This is a genomic window from Candidatus Electronema sp. PJ, assembly GCF_048287395.1.
Taxonomy (GTDB): Bacteria; Desulfobacterota; Desulfobulbia; order Desulfobulbales; family Desulfobulbaceae; genus Electronema.
Genome location: NZ_JBLWEO010000033.1, coordinates 1 through 15,461 on the forward strand (window position 1 = coordinate 1; position 15,461 = coordinate 15,461).

Annotated in this window: 14 protein-coding genes and 1 pseudogene; 6 read left to right on the forward strand and 9 right to left on the reverse strand. The window is 51.9% G+C overall.

The genetic code is table 11. The annotated features are described in order from the left end of the window. Positions 1 to 312 (forward strand): annotated as a pseudogene (locus ACNKIB_RS05125) (hypothetical protein); the annotation flags it as partial. A 528-nt stretch (positions 313 to 840) separates the two neighbouring features. Here ACNKIB_RS05125 and mutL read toward each other — a convergent pair. Beyond that, a complete protein-coding gene (gene mutL, locus ACNKIB_RS05130; protein WP_417909475.1) occupies positions 841 to 2,565 on the reverse strand; it encodes a DNA mismatch repair endonuclease MutL in 1,725 nt (574 codons plus the stop codon). 192 nt (positions 2,566 to 2,757) lie between these two features. On the opposite strand from mutL, the gene ACNKIB_RS05135 reads away from it, so the two are divergent. The 5 genes from ACNKIB_RS05135 (at position 2,758) to hslU (ending at position 6,867) form a co-directional block, all read left to right on the forward strand. Continuing rightward, positions 2,758 to 3,672: a mechanosensitive ion channel family protein gene (locus tag ACNKIB_RS05135; RefSeq protein ID WP_417909476.1), complete on the forward strand. Its 915-nt coding sequence runs from the start codon at positions 2,758 to 2,760 to the stop codon at positions 3,670 to 3,672. A 153-nt stretch (positions 3,673 to 3,825) separates the two neighbouring features. Next, a complete protein-coding gene (locus ACNKIB_RS05140; protein ID WP_417909477.1) occupies positions 3,826 to 4,449 on the forward strand; it encodes a TIGR04211 family SH3 domain-containing protein in 624 nt (207 codons plus the stop codon). Positions 4,450 to 4,473: 24 nt separating this feature from the next. Beyond that, positions 4,474 to 5,034, forward strand: a complete 561-nt coding sequence (gene hslV / locus ACNKIB_RS05145; protein WP_417909478.1) for an ATP-dependent protease subunit HslV — start codon at positions 4,474 to 4,476, stop codon at positions 5,032 to 5,034. A 33-nt stretch (positions 5,035 to 5,067) separates the two neighbouring features. Then, positions 5,068 to 5,226 carry a hypothetical protein gene (locus tag ACNKIB_RS05150; RefSeq protein WP_417909479.1) on the forward strand — a complete coding sequence of 53 codons (159 nt, stop codon included), beginning with the start codon at positions 5,068 to 5,070 and terminating at the stop codon, positions 5,224 to 5,226. A 237-nt stretch (positions 5,227 to 5,463) separates the two neighbouring features. Beyond that, complete coding sequence (gene hslU, locus ACNKIB_RS05155) at positions 5,464 to 6,867, forward strand: ATP-dependent protease ATPase subunit HslU (protein WP_417909480.1); 1,404 nt, start codon at positions 5,464 to 5,466, stop codon at positions 6,865 to 6,867. 88 nt (positions 6,868 to 6,955) lie between these two features. Here hslU and ACNKIB_RS05160 read toward each other — a convergent pair whose 3' ends face one another. The 8 genes from ACNKIB_RS05160 to ACNKIB_RS05195 form a co-directional block, all read right to left on the reverse strand. Further along, a complete protein-coding gene (locus ACNKIB_RS05160) occupies positions 6,956 to 8,083 on the reverse strand; it encodes a hypothetical protein (RefSeq protein WP_417909481.1) in 1,128 nt (375 codons plus the stop codon). Between the two features lie 106 nt (positions 8,084 to 8,189). Then, positions 8,190 to 9,431, reverse strand: coding sequence for a type II secretion system inner membrane protein GspF (gene gspF, locus ACNKIB_RS05165; protein WP_417909482.1), 1,242 nt, complete (start codon positions 9,429 to 9,431; stop codon positions 8,190 to 8,192). Positions 9,432 to 9,449: 18 nt separating this feature from the next. Then, a complete protein-coding gene (locus tag ACNKIB_RS05170) occupies positions 9,450 to 10,031 on the reverse strand; it encodes a metal-dependent hydrolase (RefSeq protein ID WP_417909483.1) in 582 nt (193 codons plus the stop codon). Between the two features lie 311 nt (positions 10,032 to 10,342). Next, entirely contained in the window at positions 10,343 to 10,825 is a 483-nt protein-coding gene (locus ACNKIB_RS05175; protein WP_417909484.1) for a hydrogenase maturation protease, read from the reverse strand. Further along, positions 10,822 to 12,288, reverse strand: coding sequence for a Ni/Fe hydrogenase subunit alpha (locus ACNKIB_RS05180; RefSeq protein WP_417909485.1), 1,467 nt, complete (start codon positions 12,286 to 12,288; stop codon positions 10,822 to 10,824). Before ACNKIB_RS05180 ends, ACNKIB_RS05175 begins: the two co-directional genes overlap by 4 nt. 19 nt (positions 12,289 to 12,307) lie before the next feature. Further along, complete coding sequence (locus tag ACNKIB_RS05185; RefSeq protein ID WP_417909486.1) at positions 12,308 to 12,859, reverse strand: NADP oxidoreductase; 552 nt, start codon at positions 12,857 to 12,859, stop codon at positions 12,308 to 12,310. 22 nt (positions 12,860 to 12,881) lie between these two features. After that, positions 12,882 to 13,577, reverse strand: a complete 696-nt coding sequence (locus tag ACNKIB_RS05190; protein WP_417909487.1) for a 2Fe-2S iron-sulfur cluster-binding protein — start codon at positions 13,575 to 13,577, stop codon at positions 12,882 to 12,884. Further along, positions 13,574 to 15,385 (reverse strand): NADH-ubiquinone oxidoreductase-F iron-sulfur binding region domain-containing protein, encoded by a 1,812-nt coding sequence (locus ACNKIB_RS05195; RefSeq protein WP_417909488.1) that lies wholly within the window; start codon positions 15,383 to 15,385, stop codon positions 13,574 to 13,576. The genes ACNKIB_RS05190 and ACNKIB_RS05195 overlap by 4 nt, the downstream gene beginning before the upstream one ends. Between the last annotated feature and the right edge of the window lie 76 nt (positions 15,386 to 15,461).

Genomic DNA, 15,461 nt, shown 5'->3' on the forward strand with positions numbered 1-15,461 from the left:
ACGGTCAGCATTCCGCCTCTTGTCCTGCAATCCATTGACAGCTCTGTCAGCTTTCATAAAGCGGAACTCAAACGACTCCAGCAGGCGATCTCGGATCATATTGACAGCCAGCCGGACATGAAGCACGACATGAGCCTGCTCGCCAGCATCTCGGCGGTCGGGCCGCAGACCGGCAGCAAGATGCTGGCTGTCATGAAGGCCAAGCAGTTCCAGTCTAGCAGGATTAAGGTCGGTCACTCTCTGCTGTCTTATTATTCCAGCTTCAGATCGCAGGAACCCTTGTTTGGCGAGGAATATACCTCCACCACATAAAGGCCATCGACTTTCTCCGGTAATATGTGAATGCGGACACTGGCGTTCAGGCACTTTTCTCCGCCCCCTTGTACCGCATCTACACGTTCAGCCAGCTTTACTCCCTGGGCAAAGGCTTCGTTAGGAGTTTTTTCGTATCCTCTGACGCAGGTCTTTTTCCTTTCTAAAGGATAAGCTGTATTGGCGATAATAAGTAGGCTAGTTGCTAAGGCTGCGATGATATATTGTTGCATGATCGTATCCTCCCTCGACTATTGAAAATGCTTTCTCAACATGTTCTTTTGAAGGGGTAGTTCCTTCTTTTTTGCTATTGATAACCATTCCTAATTAAAGGGTACAAAAAAAAGACGAGCGTGTCAAATTTTTTCCTGGTTCTGGTTGACTTCTATCCGATCAAAGGCGTAAAATTCAAAATTAAGCAAACAATATCCTCATGACCGCCCGAGATCGATCTTCATCGATATTATTTGAAAATATGAGTACGCGACACTCACCCAAGAGAATCAACGCGAGATAACAAGCAAAAGCCTACCCCCTCCTAAACCACTTTTCCATCTCCTGCGACGAGAATATCTTCAGCACTGGGCGACCATGCGGACAGTGCGAGAAGACCTCGCAGCCGCCCATCTGCTCTAACAGCTTCAGCATTTCTTCTGGCTGAAGGCGGTTTCCCGCCTTAACCGCTGCTTTGCAGGCTAATGAGGCCAATAATTTGTCCACATGCTCTGGTACAGGGGCGGCTAATCCGTCTAATATATCGAGCAGCACTTCCTGCGGCGACAAATGCACAGCCAAGGCAGGCAGGGTCTTGATTACCCAGGTACTACCGCCAAAGAATTCCGTTTCTACGCCGAGTGCGGCAACAGAATCGTGCTCCTTTTCCAAGAGATCCGCCTGTTCAGGCTTCAGCTCCATTGTGATTGGAAAGAGCAGGGCCTGACTAAAGGGCTGTCGCTGCTCATACTGCTGCCGCAGCTGCTGATACAGGATGCGCTCGTGGGCTGCGTGCTGATCTATCACCACGAGCTGACCTTCTTGCTCGCAGAGGAGATAGAGATTCAGCAATTGGCCGATCAGCCGGAGGCTATTGCGCTTCGGCTCCTTCAACGGCAAGAGGGCAGGGCAGGGCAGGGGAGTCTGCGTATGAAATTGCGGCTGCGGCTCCGCAGATTGGACAACAAGCGGCACCGTAAGCAAGCCGCTCTCTTTGGGTAAATTCGGCAACACGGTCTGCACCTGCTCTTTTTTCGGTGCAGCAAAGAGCCGGGCGCGCAGCTGCTCCTCTTGCTTCTGCACTGCTTCAGCTACAGCCTTTACCACGACCTGATGTACCTCGCCAGCATTGCGGAAGCGGATTTCCCTCTTGGCTGGATGAACGTTAATGTCGGCCAATTCCGGCGCAAACTCCAGGAACAGGCCACCTGCGGGCTGCTGCCCCTTCATCAGCAGACCCTGCATCCCTTCTGCCACTGCATGACGGAGCATTCTGTCCTGCACAGGCCGCCGATTGACGCAAATCCGCAATAGACCCGACGCTATTCCCTCTGGCAGGAGCCAACCATGCACGGTTAAATCGCCAGTAGCCTCGATAGCCAACAGTTCATTTTTGGGCCATTGGCAGACATCGCGCAATCGTTGCTCTGAACTGGCAATAGAGAGGTCAAGGGTCTTGCGTTCATCGACGTACAGGGAAAAAGCGACTTCTGGATAGGCTAGAGCCTGGTTGCGGATAACCTCTTCGATATGTGCCAACTCGGTGCGCTTGCTCTTGAGGAATTTGCGGCGAGCTGGGATGTTGGCAAAGAGCTGGCGCACTTCAACAATGGTGCCGCAAGCGCAGCCCACCTCATGCACATCGTGGAGAATACCGCAGCGTACCTCGGCTTGCGTGCCAGCCACAGCTTCGTGGAGCCGAGAAAGGATAGTGAGTCGCGACACTGAGGCGATACTGGGCAAGGCTTCGCCGCGAAAGCCGAGAGTAGCGATGGCATCCAGCTGGCTTTCCTCAGTGAGCTTAGAGGTCGCGTGGCGTTCCAGGCAGAGCAGCACGTCATCCTGATCCATACCGCAGCCATTGTCTGCCACACGAATTAACCGGGTGCCATCATCCTCTACTTGGATCTCAATCCAGTTGGCTCCGGCATCAAGGGCGTTTTCCAGCAGCTCCTTGACAGCAGAAGCAGGCCGTTCAACAACCTCGCCAGCAGCAATCCGGCTGGCGAGCTGATCTGAGAGAAGGCGAATTTTCGACATAGCGTTCCTTTGCGCTGCGGTTGGGAGTTACAGGGTTCTGGCAGTGTACCGGAAAAGGGAAGGTTTTGACAGGGGGAAGGGAGCAAGGTATGATGACGACATTGCGGCCAATGCGAGAAAATACAGCAAAATGGCGCGTAGGAAACTTTTGCCAAAGTCTGGATCTCAAATGAAAGAACTCAATATCTTGCGATGAATTTTTTAAACCATCTTCTGACAATTTGGGAAATTTTTCTTTCCGCCCTTGGCTATCCCTTTTTTTCCTTCAACGGGATCGATGTCTCGTTAGCCGCGCTGTTGAAATTGGCCATTTTGCTCGTGTTCGCCCTCTTGCTCCTTCGGCGTGCCCGCCGCAAAGCCGCTACCGTGCTGGTGACAAAAACTCGCCTCTCGTCAGGATCAGCAGCCTCGATCACGACCCTGGGCTATTATGTCACTTCCGTGCTCGTCTTCTTTATCATTCTCAATACCATCGGCATCAATCTGACCCAACTCACGGTCATTTTCGGTGCGCTCGGTATTGGCATCGGTTTTGGTCTCCAAACCATCATGAACAACTTTATCAGCGGCATTATCATCCTGGTTGAACAGGTGATCAAAACTGGTGACATTGTTAATCTGGAGAATGGGCTTTCTGGGGAAGTAAAGAAAATCGCGATCAGGTTCACCGTAATCAAAACAGGGGACGGCGAAGATGTTATTGTCCCCAACTCAGAGTTTGTCTCGGGCAAAGTCAAGAGTTGGATGTACAGTGACGACTGGCGGCGCTTAACCATCCCCTTTCTGGTGGCCCAGTCTGCCAATCCAGAGGAGATTGTTCGGCTCGCAGGCGAGGCAGCCCGCGAGGTGGAGATCACCCGCGAGGATGAGACCCACCCGATCCTGGTCTTTTTCGAGGGCTTTGGCGAAAACGGCCTGCAATTCTCCCTTCGGGTCTGGTGTCGCATGTATCAGCTGCTGCCCAACACCGGTCTGCACAGCGACTATTACTTTGTCTTGCACAAAAAACTGAAGGCAGCTGGCATTGAACTGCCTTTTCCCCAGCGCGACCTGCATTTGCGCTCAATGGCCCCAGAAGCGGCAGACTTCAGGCAGGCCCAAAATTAGCTCGACAACAAAGTATGCCTCTGCTGCTTTTCTTGACTTGTCTGGCAGCTGCTTTATAGTGTAGCCTGACAATTTATAGCCGTAATCGCCAGGAACCAGACAGCGGTGCAGTCCGAACAAGATTACCGCCACCAGCAAGGAGGAGCCGTTTCCATGAACAGGGGCAACCGGGCAGTAGAAGGCCAGCACATTTCTTTTCCAGCGCATTCAGCAGAGATAAAACTGCCGCGCAGCCTCTTTCTTTCATTGCTTGCCGGAGGGGCTGCTTTCCTCCTGCTGCCGGTTGTGGCAGGGGCACAAACGATGTTTGTCTCCCAGAATATCGATATCCCCGTGCGGAGAGGGGCAGGGGAGCAGTATAAAATCATCAAGATGGTGCGGGTCAACGATAAAACCGAATTGCTGGAGGAGCGGAATGACTGGGGCAAGGTTCGCTTTCAGGATGGCGAAGAGGGCTGGCTCCCCAAATCGTTGCTGACCCCGGCCATACCTGTGGTTGAAGACACCAAAAACCTACGAACGGAAAATGAACAGCTCCGGCGGAAGAATAATGATCTGAATATGGAGCTTTCTGCGCTGAAAGAGCACCAAAATAGCGAAGGCGACAAACTTGCTGCCTGTATCAACGAACAAAATATGATTAAGGCCGAACGGCGAGCGGTTGAGGATACAGGCAAAGTGATTTGGTTCCTCTCTGGTGGCGGTGTGCTGTTGCTTGGCTGGTTGTTGGGCCGCCTTTCTTTTGGTTCGCAGAAAAAACGCAGCGGCCTACGCTGAGAGCAATTTTTTTCCCCGGAAAGTATGAAACTCATCCGCTCAACAACGATTCTCGCCATCCGACATAAAGGCGAAGTGGTCATGGCTGGCGACGGTCAGGTCTCGCTTGGCCAAACTGTGATCAAGCATAATGCCCGTAAGGTGCGGCGGCTGCACCATGATAAGGTGATTACCGGCTTTGCTGGCTCCACCGCTGATGCTTTCACCCTATTTGACCGGCTTGAGCAGAAGCTGGAACAGTTCAATGGCAACCTGATGCGGGCCTCAGTGGAGTTAGCCAAGGATTGGCGCACCGACAAAATGCTCCGCCGCCTAGAAGCCATGCTGATTGCCGTGGATAGCAAATATTCCCTCCTGCTTTCTGGCAGTGGCGACGTGATTGAATCGGATGACGGCATCCTGGCCATTGGTTCGGGCGGGGCTTTTGCCCAAGCAGCGGCCTCAGCATTGGTCGCCCATTCGGATTTAGATGCCGAGAACATTGCCCGTGAAGCCATGAAGATAGCCGCCTCCATCTGTGTCTATACCAATCACAATCTGATCGTGGAAAAGGTGCAGGCGCAGCCCTCTCCACAGAGTTGCTAGCCATTTCAGCAGCCTACCAACCTGGTGCAACTCGTGTCCGGCTCGTTTACCAACGAGTTTGGCTCGCTGAGAAAGGAGTTTTACTCGGCAACAAAGGAGTGCTGCTCGGCAGCAGAGGAGTTTGGCTTGGCCAGAAAGGAGTTCTGTTTGGCCAAACTGCTTTCCTGCCGACTTACCAAGGAGTTTGGCTGAGTAACAAAGGAGTTGGAGTCGGCCAGACTCCTTTTCTGCCGAGCAAGACTCCTTTCCAAGTCGGCAGAACTCCTCTTTTGCCAAGCCAAACTCCTTGGTCAGCGAGCAAAAAAGGCAGAGTCAGAGGCATTACTCGATTGCTGAGAAGATTGGCTTGTCTCTCTTGCCCTGTAAACTGATTTGCACCAACTGCGCAGCTCCTCTCGGTTTCTTTTTCTTTGAGATAACAGGATCTACATGAATACTACCTTAAATTCCCTCACCCCGAAGCAGACCGTAGAGGAACTTGACCGCTATATCATCGGTCAGAACGAGGCTAAACGCTCTGTGGCCATAGCTCTGCGCAATCGCTGGCGGCGGCAACAGGTGCCGCCTCCGCTGAACGAGGAGATTGCGCCGAAAAATATCATCATGATTGGCCCAACCGGGGTTGGCAAGACGGAAATCGCCCGCCGCTTGGCACATTTGGCCCAGTCGCCTTTCCTCAAAGTCGAGGCTTCCAAGTTTACTGAGGTGGGCTACGTGGGCCGCGACGTGGAATCGATGATTCGCGACCTGGTGCAGTTGGCCGTCAACATGGTAACGAAAGAAGAGGAAGAGAGCGTGGCAGCCAAAGCCGCTGCCGCCGCAGAAGAGCGGCTGCTCGACCTGCTTTTTCCGCTGCCAGAGCGAAAGCCAGTCCAAGAGGGCGAGGTCATCGAGCTGCCCTACGACGAGGATGCCGAGGAAAGCCGACTGCGCAGCAGTGTTGCGAAAACCCGCGAGAAGCTGCGCCGAATGCTGCACAGTGGCGAGTTAGATGACCGGATGGTTGAGTTGAAAGTAGCCACTGGCAGGCCGCAAGGGCAGATAGTTGAAGTGTTTTCCGCCTCCTCTGGCATGGAGAATATGCAGTCCTCATTACAAGAGGCCTTCTCCAAGATCTTTCCGGGCCAGAAGCAGGAGCGCAAAATCCGGGTGCCCGAAGCCCTTGAGTATCTGAAGAAGGAAGAAGCGCAGCGGTTGGTAGATATTGAGAGTGTGGCCGAGAAAGCAGTGCGTCGCACCGAGCAAACCGGCATTATTTTCCTCGATGAAATCGACAAGATCGCCTCACGCGGCAGTTCTGGCTCAGGGCCAGATATCTCGCGGGAAGGCGTGCAGCGTGATCTCCTACCCATTGTCGAAGGCTCGACTGTCACCACCAAGTACGGCCCAGTGCGCACGGATCACATCCTGTTTATTGCCTCTGGGGCCTTTTATACCAACAAACCGTCAGACCTGGCCCCGGAGTTGCAAGGCCGTTTTCCCATTCGGGTCAACCTGCACCCGCTTGGCGAGGAGGAATTCTTCCGTATCCTCACGGAACCAAACAATGCCTTGGTCAAACAATACACTGCCCTGCTGAAAACCGAGGGCACTGAGCTGGAATTTGAGGAAGCAGCAATCCGAGAAATGGCGCGAATTGCCGCAGAAGTCAACCGCAAGACCGAAGACATTGGTGCCCGGCGACTGCATACGGTGATGGAGTGCGTGCTCGATAAGCTGTCCTACGATGCCTCGGAGTTGGGCGAGCAAACCTTCACCGTGACAGCAGATTATGTGCGGCAGCAGCTCTCGGTGATCTCTGAGAACGAGGATTTGAGCAGGTATATCTTGTAGAGAGAAGCTACGGATGGGGAGAGACATAAGCAGGTTGGATTGCAAATCTCCTCAATCCAACCTGCGTACTGTGTGTGGCTGTGGCTACTTACTTCCTGTACTTGGTCCAGCTGCCGCTTCCACTGTCCTCCTGTGTCCAAGAGCCGCTGTCAGTGTAAATTGTTCCATCCACAGTCATGCTTACTGTGGTATCCTCTGAAGTGAGAATGTTTAAAAGTGCTGGATCAAAATCAACACCTTTGATGTTGACCACGCATTCCTCTGTACTAAACACACACCGCACTTCATCAAGGTTGCCACTGCCTGCGGGAGGAAGGGGAATGGTGTATCTCAACTGGGTATCTGTCACCGTTAATGAGCTACTGGGTATTGCTCCCGGAGAAGGGAGCGTCAAGATCGGGGTACCGGGGGCAGCTACCGCAGCTACCGTAAACGTCAGCGCATCCACAACCCCGCTAGCCTTAGCCGCTTGTGCGGCAGCTTTGATGCCTGCCACGCCCTTCAGCTTGAATATGGCCTGATCGTTGTTTGCTCCCGTTTTCGTTGTTATTACTCCTGAGGTGGTAAAAGGCTGGGCCAAAGGAGAATTAGCAGCATAAGCGTAAACCATATCCTCTAGTTCATACGTTTCTTTCCAACCAGCAGGTGCATTAGCAGGTTCTTGGAGACGCACCGCGGTGAAAGGCAGGTCAGACACAAACCCCCAGAATTCACCACCTATAGATCCTGCATTTGAGTTGCCACAACTAATGCCAGTGCCGCCTGTACCGGAGCCGAGACAATTGGAAAGATTGCCAACATGTACCCAAACACCCTGGATAAGAACGTCGATACTTGAACCAGGCCCACCAGGCCTATAAAGATTCCACGTTCCACCAAAGGCATAAATAGGAGCGGCAAATGTCCAAGTTGTTATTGATGATGTCTCATTATCTATGATGTCCCACCATACACCCTTATCAACATCAAAGTGACCTGGATGTGTCGATTCCTTATTTAATCCAGGATTTAACACTGTATCATTAAAGTCTTCAGTACACGGCTCGTTGACAGCATTACTCCACCCAGACGCATCACGATCATATTCAGTGATAGTTGGCGACCAAGCGGCATGACCACCTAGTGGAATCAAAGAAATCGCTGCCAAAATCAATCCTGACATCATCCGTTTCATTTTTTTCTCCTTTATAGTGCTTAATGTTCGTTGCACGGCCATCTCGCCGTCCGTTCAACTAAACTTAACGTGTTCTTATGATACTTGCAATGTTTTTTTGCAAAAAAATCAAACAGATTAAAGGGAATAATTATTATTTCTATAGACCTCATTTCACCAGCTGATTCATCTCAAAGATCGGCAGCAGAATAGACATCACGATAAAGCCAACGGCCATACCCATCGCCAAGATCATGATTGGCTCGATCATTGAGGTCATGGCCATGACCTTGCTCTCTACTTCTTTCTCGTAGCTGTCTGCTGCCTTTTCCAGCATCTTATCTAACGAGCCACTCTGCTCACCCACAGCAATCATCTGCACCAGCATGGGTGTAAACCATTTATTGCCCCGCAAGAAGCCTGACAAACTCTTGCCCTTTTCCAGCTCTTCGCCTGCTTGCTCTAGCACCTCAGTCAACAGCACGTTGTTGAGGATGTTCTTAACTATCTGGAGGGAGGTGACGAGTGGCACGCCAGCTTGGAGCAGACTAGCCATAGTCCGCCCTAGCGAAGCTGCGGCAATCTTAATATTGAGGTCGCTGATCACTGGCAGAGTCAGCTTCAGCCGGTCCCAGATGCGCCTGCCCTGGGGATTTTGCAGAAAGAAGATACGCAAACCCAAGAAGCTGGCAAGTAGCAGGAGCAAAGCCAGCCACCAATACTGTTGAAGAAAGCCACTGACTTGCATCAGAATGGTGGTGGGCAGTGGCAAAGCTTGTTTGCGGTCGGTAAAGACCTTAGTGATCGAGGGCACAATGAAGGTAATTAGCATAAACAACACGCCAATGCCGACAAAGGCCATGAAGATTGGGTAGATCAGGGCGGCAGATATCCGCGAGCGCAGGGCTTGTTGCCGTTCGCCGAATTCGGCTAACCGCTCCAGCACTACATCCAGTGAACCTGAGGCCTCGCCTGCCCGTACCATGTTGACATAGACCTTGGAGAAGAGGCGGGGATGCTCGGCCAGCGATTCAGTCAGCGAGTTGCCCTCGTTCACTGAATCTTTGATCTGGGCAACAATCGTCTGGAGAGATTTATTGCTCGTCTGTTCAATTAATCCTGTCAGAGCAGGAACCAGCGGGATGCCCGCACCGAGTAACGTGGCCAGTTGACGGGTGGCAACATGCACTTCCTGCTGTTTGATGCGTGGCCCGCTCTGGAGGCTGAAAAAGCTGCTTGTGCCCGCTCCTATTTGGCCTCTTCTGCCTCGGGGTACGGTCTCTTTGATCTCAACGGGATATTTACCGATCTGCCGGATTTTCTGCCGAGCTACAGCAATAGAATCTGCATCTAAAACGCCTTTGTGCTTTTTGCCAGCCGCATCAAGGGCAGTATATTCGTAAACGGGCATTTATGTTATAGAGGGTATTCAGAGGGATTGCTTATCCGGCTTACCAAATCTTAAGCGTAAGGCAGCAACAAACTGCTCGTCAATCTTCCTGGATATCAATCCTAGCGGCGAATACGCACGCAGCCAAGCCAGATAACAGGTTAAGCCCATGGCCAATAGCGTGATCAGCAGATTCGGCCAGGCATTTAAAGCCCACTGGCCTTGCCATGTCCATGACCAGGCCTTGGAAAAGGGCAGCAGGTAAGGGATCGGCCATTGATAACCATCTGGCCCACGCGAGCCAAGCAGATCACAGAGCAGATGGAGATGAAAGCTGATCAGGACAAAGAGTACTGTAACTCCTTTTTGCTGTTTAGCGAGGAAAAAACTCACAGCAGCTAAACAGATCCCAAAACTGATATTGTGGCCAAGGACATGATGGTAGTCGCCCCACCAGTGTAAAGGACTGGCACTGGTGCGGGTTACATAATCCCCGATGATACCCAGTCCGTCCACATCAGGAGCAATACCAGCCACTGTGATCAGTAGCCGCTCGCGGTGAGCAACCCCGATAGCATTTGCGGTCAGCCAGCCAATAAGAAAATGGGAGACAGGACTCATAGTTTACTGAAGGGCATAGTTTTCCAGATCGTTCGTCTCTAGTCTTCCTTCTGTCAGAGATAGCAGTATTCTGCCAATTTTTCAAGAATTATACAGAGATCTTTCTTAAAACTTGTTGGTTGTAACGGAAAACTAGGGCAGGGTAGGGGGCAAAGGCGCAGTTCGCCCAGACCACAATGCTTAGGAGACTTTGTCTATAGTACTATGGAGACTTCGTTCATAATGCTTAGGACACTTCCTCCTAAGTACTTATGTCACTCTGTCCTAAGTATTATGGACGCTTCGTCCTAAGCATTATAAACTAAGCGACCTTAAGTCGCAGCGGCAGCAGCCTCAAAGCGGGCTAGGGTAGGGGAGTGCAGTAATTCAAGCATAAACTGAACGGCTGCGGCGGTGTTGCGGGCGGCAGCGGGAGTCAGGCCCTCGTGCAGTTCATACGATGTCCCAGCTATTTCCAGTAAATATGTAGGTGGCACAATATGATAGACCTGGAGACATAAGGCCAGCACTGCCTCTGGGTGCATCGCATGGGTGGTATAGGAAAGGCTTGGTGACGGCTTCAGGCGGCGGAACAGGAACTGGTCAACAGGGTTTTTCGAGGCATCGGCAAAAACTACCAGGTCATAGTCTTTAAGAACCAGAGCATCCTCTATGTTGAGCTGGTAATTGGTGTCAATGGTCACGCCTGGCAGGGCAGCAGCTTCAATCTGTCCTGCCAGAACGATGCCTGCGCCGTCGTCTTCCCGGCCTGGATTACCGTAGCCGTAGATTAAGATAGCAGGCGCGGCCTTCACATGTTTTTCCTTTTATGATCGAGAATGGCTCCGCTGGCATCCTGCAAAGTCACTTCAAGGGGCATCTGGCCCATAGCATGGGTTGCACAGCTCAGGCACGGATCATAAGCTCGAATAGCTACTTCTACGGCATTCATCATACCTTCAGTGATTTTCTGCTGGCCAGTCATCTGCACCACAGCGACACTGTTGACCGCCCGGTTCATGGGTTCGTTGTTGTTGGTCGTGGAAACTATCAGGTTGCACATCGTAATGAGGTCTTGCTCATTGACCTTGTAATGGTGGAACAGGGTGCCGCGTGGTGCTTCGATAATGCCGATACCTTGTTCGCGCCGTGTTCCTTGAGTTACCAAGTCTTCGCTCTGAAGATCAGGATCATGCAGCAGCTCTTTCATTACTTCCGCAGCATGGAGTACCTCAATCAGCCTAGCCCAATGATAGTGCATACTCATGTTGTTAGGCTTGCCGTTGGTATAGGCCCGGAACTGCTCGAACTCACGTTGGGCAAGTGGAGTGGGAATGAAGTCGCAGACATTGAGCCGGGCCAGTGGCCCCACGCGGTACCAGCCGTGCTCTTTTCCCAGATCCTTGATAAACGGGAACTTCATGTAGGTCCAAGAGCGCACTTCCTCGGCAACAACATCCAGATATTCCTGGGTGTCAACATCATTAACGAGCCGCTTACCAGTTGCATCAACAGCACGGATAATACCGTGATACAGATCCAGTGCCCCATCATGGCGCACCAGTGCCAGATGGTTAGAGGGAAAGGCCGCGAAGGTGTCTAAGAGGGCGGTATGGTCCTTATGATATGCTTTCAGTAAAGCAAGGGCTGCTTCTGACCAGGAAATCATCTTGTTGATGGACAGATCTTTATCGCCACCGATGCCATAAATAAAAGCATCCCTCTCGGCAAGAGATAAGTTCTTGTTGATCCCGCCTGGGATGGCTCCTGTGCCATGAATCTTTTTCCCAGCTGTTGCCGCAATAATCTCCTGACCGTACTTGCGCATCAGAATTGCCTGCCGTGCTAGTTCAGGATGCTGCAAGGCAAGACCTATCACATTCCTCGTTACTGGATCTGCATCAATACCAAAAAGCAGATCAGGAGAAGCCAAGTGAAAGAAGTGGAGGACATGCGATTGAAACATTTGCCCGTAGTGCATAAGACGGCGCATCTTCTCACCGACTGGTGTTAGGCCGTTGCCAGTTCCAGCTCCAACAATAACGTCTATCGCCTTGGCTGCGGCAAGATGATGACTCACTGGACAGATGCCGCAAAGACGCTGGACCAGCACTGGTGCTTCCCAATAAGGCCGCCCGCAGACAAAGCGTTCAAAGCCACGGAATTCAACGATGTGCAGCCTACTCTGCACCACGTTATGCTTGTCGTCTAAATGGATGGTCACTTTGCCGTGACCTTCGACCCGGGTTACTGGATCAATAGTAATCTTTTGTGCCATGACAGACCTCGTCCTCCTTTCAATCGAATTTCACTACTTCGTAGGGCAGTTCCAGCGCATTGCCAGTTACTAGCGCATACAGCGCATTCCAAATCAGGTCAGCCCTGGGTGGACAGCCAGGCAGGAAATAGTCTATTTTAACTATTTCGCGACAAGAATAGACCCTATCGAGGATCATGGGCAGCTCATCGTCGTTTGGGAGAATTTTATCTGGATTAGCCCCTCTGGTAGTAGGCGAGTTCAGGTAGGCTTCCTTTAAGCATTCTTGCACAGGAATATTGTTCCGCATTGCTGGTAAGCCACCCATGATGGCGCATTGGCCTACAGCTACTAAGCTCTTGCAGTGCCTACGAAACTCTTGCAGGATTTTAACGTTCTCGCTGTTGCAGCAACCGCCTTCAATCAGGCCAATATCACACTGTCGCGTGAAGGTCTTAATGTCGTTAATGGGTGATTTGTTAAATTCGACCAACTCAATTAGTTGGACAAGTCGTTCATCAATGTCAAGAAGCGACATGTGACACCCAAAGCAGCCGGCCAGCGAGGTGGTTGCAATGACTGGTTTGCTCATGAAATTCCTCCGCTTGTCATTGTCAGCAGGTAATGTCACTGCCTATGGGTTGATGATCGTATTTGCGCTGCCCTATCGGAGTGATAAAGCCCTGCTCTTTGTGGATGATCGCGCCGACCGGACAGATGTTCATAGCCTTCTGCGCCTGCTCATCCGACATCTTTGCGGCAAGCTCAAGATCAATGGTGATGGAGGTCTTGTTGCCCCGGTTTGTGAAGGCAAACAAGGGCGTACCGTCCTCAGTGCGAATAGCCTGCACGCAGCGCCTACAGAGCACGCAGCGGTTGTAGTCAATCAGCAGCTTGGGCGAAAAGGCATTAATGCTCCGCTGGGAGAAGCTGTAGTCAAACCGTGGAGCAAATATCTGAAACCGATAGGCAAGGGCTTGCAACTCGCACATGCCGCTCTTTTCGCAGGAGGGGCAAAAATGATTACCCTCTACATACAGCATCTCGACAATGGCCTTGCGCATTTCATTGAGTTCCGGGGTATCGTTCTCAACAACTATGCCCTGTAGGGCATGTGTTGTGCAGGCTGAGGTTGTTCGACCATTGACCTTGACCGTGCAAATCCGGCAGGTGCCAGGCGCAACAACATCATGAAGATAGCACAGCGTCGGGATGTAGATGCCATGTTGCCGGGCAGCCTGCACAATGGTCTGCCCTATGCTGGCCGTTATTTCCCGACCATCAATGGTGAACGTCACTGTCTCGCTCATAATACATGCTCTGGGCTGAGGTTGGGAGTTCTGCCGACATAGGCGCATGATGCTTGCACTGCCGTGGCCAGATCAAATCGGGGCAGGATGTCGCTCTCTTCAGGCAGGAGCGCGTTGTATATCTCCGGGAAATTGGCCATTGAAGTCAGCACCGGATTAGGGGCTGTTTGTCCCAAGCCGCATTTGTTGGCTTTCTTCATCACTGCACCTAACTCGCGCAAGGTGGTCAAATCCTCTGCTGTCCCCTGCCTGTTGATAATCCGCTTGAGCGTGTTGCGCATCAGCACGGTTCCCATCCGGCAAGGAGCGCAAGAACCGCAGGATTCATCTGTAAAAAATTCCATGAAATTATACATGATCGCCAGCAGGTCACGTTGCGAGCCAATGATGATGATCGAACCAGCTGTGGAACAGCCTTCAAAGGCGATAATGACATCCCGTTGCGCAGCACTGATGCAGCTGCCTGAAGGCCCACCAACCTGCACTGCCAGCGGATCGCGGGCACCTGCCATTGTCAACAGCTCGCCTATCGTCGTGCCGAATGGTACCTCGTATACGCCAGGATGGTCGCAGTCACCGGAAATCGACAGTAGTTTGGTACCTTTGGAATCACGAGTACCCATACTGCTGAACCATTCTGCGCCCTTGTCAATGATCTGGACAACTGTGGAGAAGGTCTCGACATTATCAACCACGGTGGGAATGGCGAGATACCCTTTTTCCACAGGAAACGGTGGGCGATCCCTTGGTTCACCTCGCTTGCCTTCAGCAGATTCAATTAAAGCTGACTCTTCACCGCAGACATACGCGCCAGCACCAAGCTGAATCCTGATGTCGAAATCAAACCCTGTCTTACCGCCAATACTGTTGCCCAGCAGATTGGCTAAACGCATCTGCGCCAGTATATGCTCAAGATGGGCTTTGAGGTAGCGGTATTCGGCCCGCAGATAAACAATGCCTGTTGTCGCACCAATAGCGTAGCCGCACACGGCCATTCCCTCGAACAGCAAATGCGGCAATTCGGTCATCAAAACCCGATCTTTGAAGGTACCTGGCTCGCCTTCGTCAGCATTGGCAATCACGCAGCGGCGAGGATCCTTTGCTTTTGTGCAAAGTTCCCATTTCATCCCGGTCGGAAAGCCTGCGCCACCGCGTCCGCGCAAATAGGCCTTTTTCATTTCACTGATGACATCCTGTGGCGACATGGTGACACATTTCTTGATGGCTGCGCCCTGTTGATAGGCACCGAAATACACCGGCCCGGTCTTTTGGATGTTGTTTCTCACCATCGAGCAGACGCGCTCACTACAGTTGTTGCCGTCGCCGTATTCCGTCACCAGGTCTTGGACAGCGATGCCTTGTTGCATCGCCCTGACCAGTTGTCTCGCCTTCTCCGGTGTCAGGCAAGTAAAGACAACATCGTTGATAATGGCCGCAACTTCCTGATCATTCATGCCGATGTCAGCGGTATAAAAAAGACCAATCAGGCCATCTGGCGTAACAGAGCCGAACAAGCAGCCCGCAGCCTCCTCAAAGGCGGCTGCAACCGCGCTACAGCCCATCATTTCCGACACTGCGCTGTTGTTGAGATAGACTGTGTATTTGCCGCGCTGAGTCCGCGAAAAGAAGTGATAAAATGAGAGGGTCTGCTCGATGTTCACGCGTGAGAGACCTGTGGCTCGGCCAATCCAGTCGATGGCGGCTTCGCTGATGCAGCCTTCAGCGGCTTGAATCTCGTTCAGAATGTCAACAAGCCGGGTTGGATCATTGTTACTGCGGGCAAGAATGGCGGCAAGGTTGTCAGACATCAGCTCCCCCTTTTGGTGATGGTGAATAAACAACTGCCTGTGGCAAAAATTTCTGATTCGTATCTTCATACGAATG

Excerpts from the sequence above, each read along its gene's own strand:
- mutL (WP_417909475.1), bottom strand. The coding sequence starts at position 2,565 with ATGTCGAAAATTCGCCTTCTCTCAGATCAGCTCGCCAGCCGGATTGCT.
- ACNKIB_RS05135 (WP_417909476.1), top strand. The coding sequence starts at position 2,758 with ATGAATTTTTTAAACCATCTTCTGACAATTTGGGAAATTTTTCTTTCC.
- ACNKIB_RS05140 (WP_417909477.1), top strand. The coding sequence starts at position 3,826 with ATGAACAGGGGCAACCGGGCAGTAGAAGGCCAGCACATTTCTTTTCCA.
- hslV (WP_417909478.1), top strand. The coding sequence starts at position 4,474 with ATGAAACTCATCCGCTCAACAACGATTCTCGCCATCCGACATAAAGGC.
- hslU (WP_417909480.1), top strand. The coding sequence starts at position 5,464 with ATGAATACTACCTTAAATTCCCTCACCCCGAAGCAGACCGTAGAGGAA.
- ACNKIB_RS05160 (WP_417909481.1), bottom strand. The coding sequence starts at position 8,083 with ATGGCCGTGCAACGAACATTAAGCACTATAAAGGAGAAAAAAATGAAA.
- gspF (WP_417909482.1), bottom strand. The coding sequence starts at position 9,431 with ATGCCCGTTTACGAATATACTGCCCTTGATGCGGCTGGCAAAAAGCAC.
- ACNKIB_RS05170 (WP_417909483.1), bottom strand. The coding sequence starts at position 10,031 with ATGAGTCCTGTCTCCCATTTTCTTATTGGCTGGCTGACCGCAAATGCT.
- ACNKIB_RS05180 (WP_417909485.1), bottom strand. The coding sequence starts at position 12,288 with ATGGCACAAAAGATTACTATTGATCCAGTAACCCGGGTCGAAGGTCAC.
- ACNKIB_RS05185 (WP_417909486.1), bottom strand. The coding sequence starts at position 12,859 with ATGAGCAAACCAGTCATTGCAACCACCTCGCTGGCCGGCTGCTTTGGG.
- ACNKIB_RS05190 (WP_417909487.1), bottom strand. The coding sequence starts at position 13,577 with ATGAGCGAGACAGTGACGTTCACCATTGATGGTCGGGAAATAACGGCC.
- ACNKIB_RS05195 (WP_417909488.1), bottom strand. The coding sequence starts at position 15,385 with ATGTCTGACAACCTTGCCGCCATTCTTGCCCGCAGTAACAATGATCCA.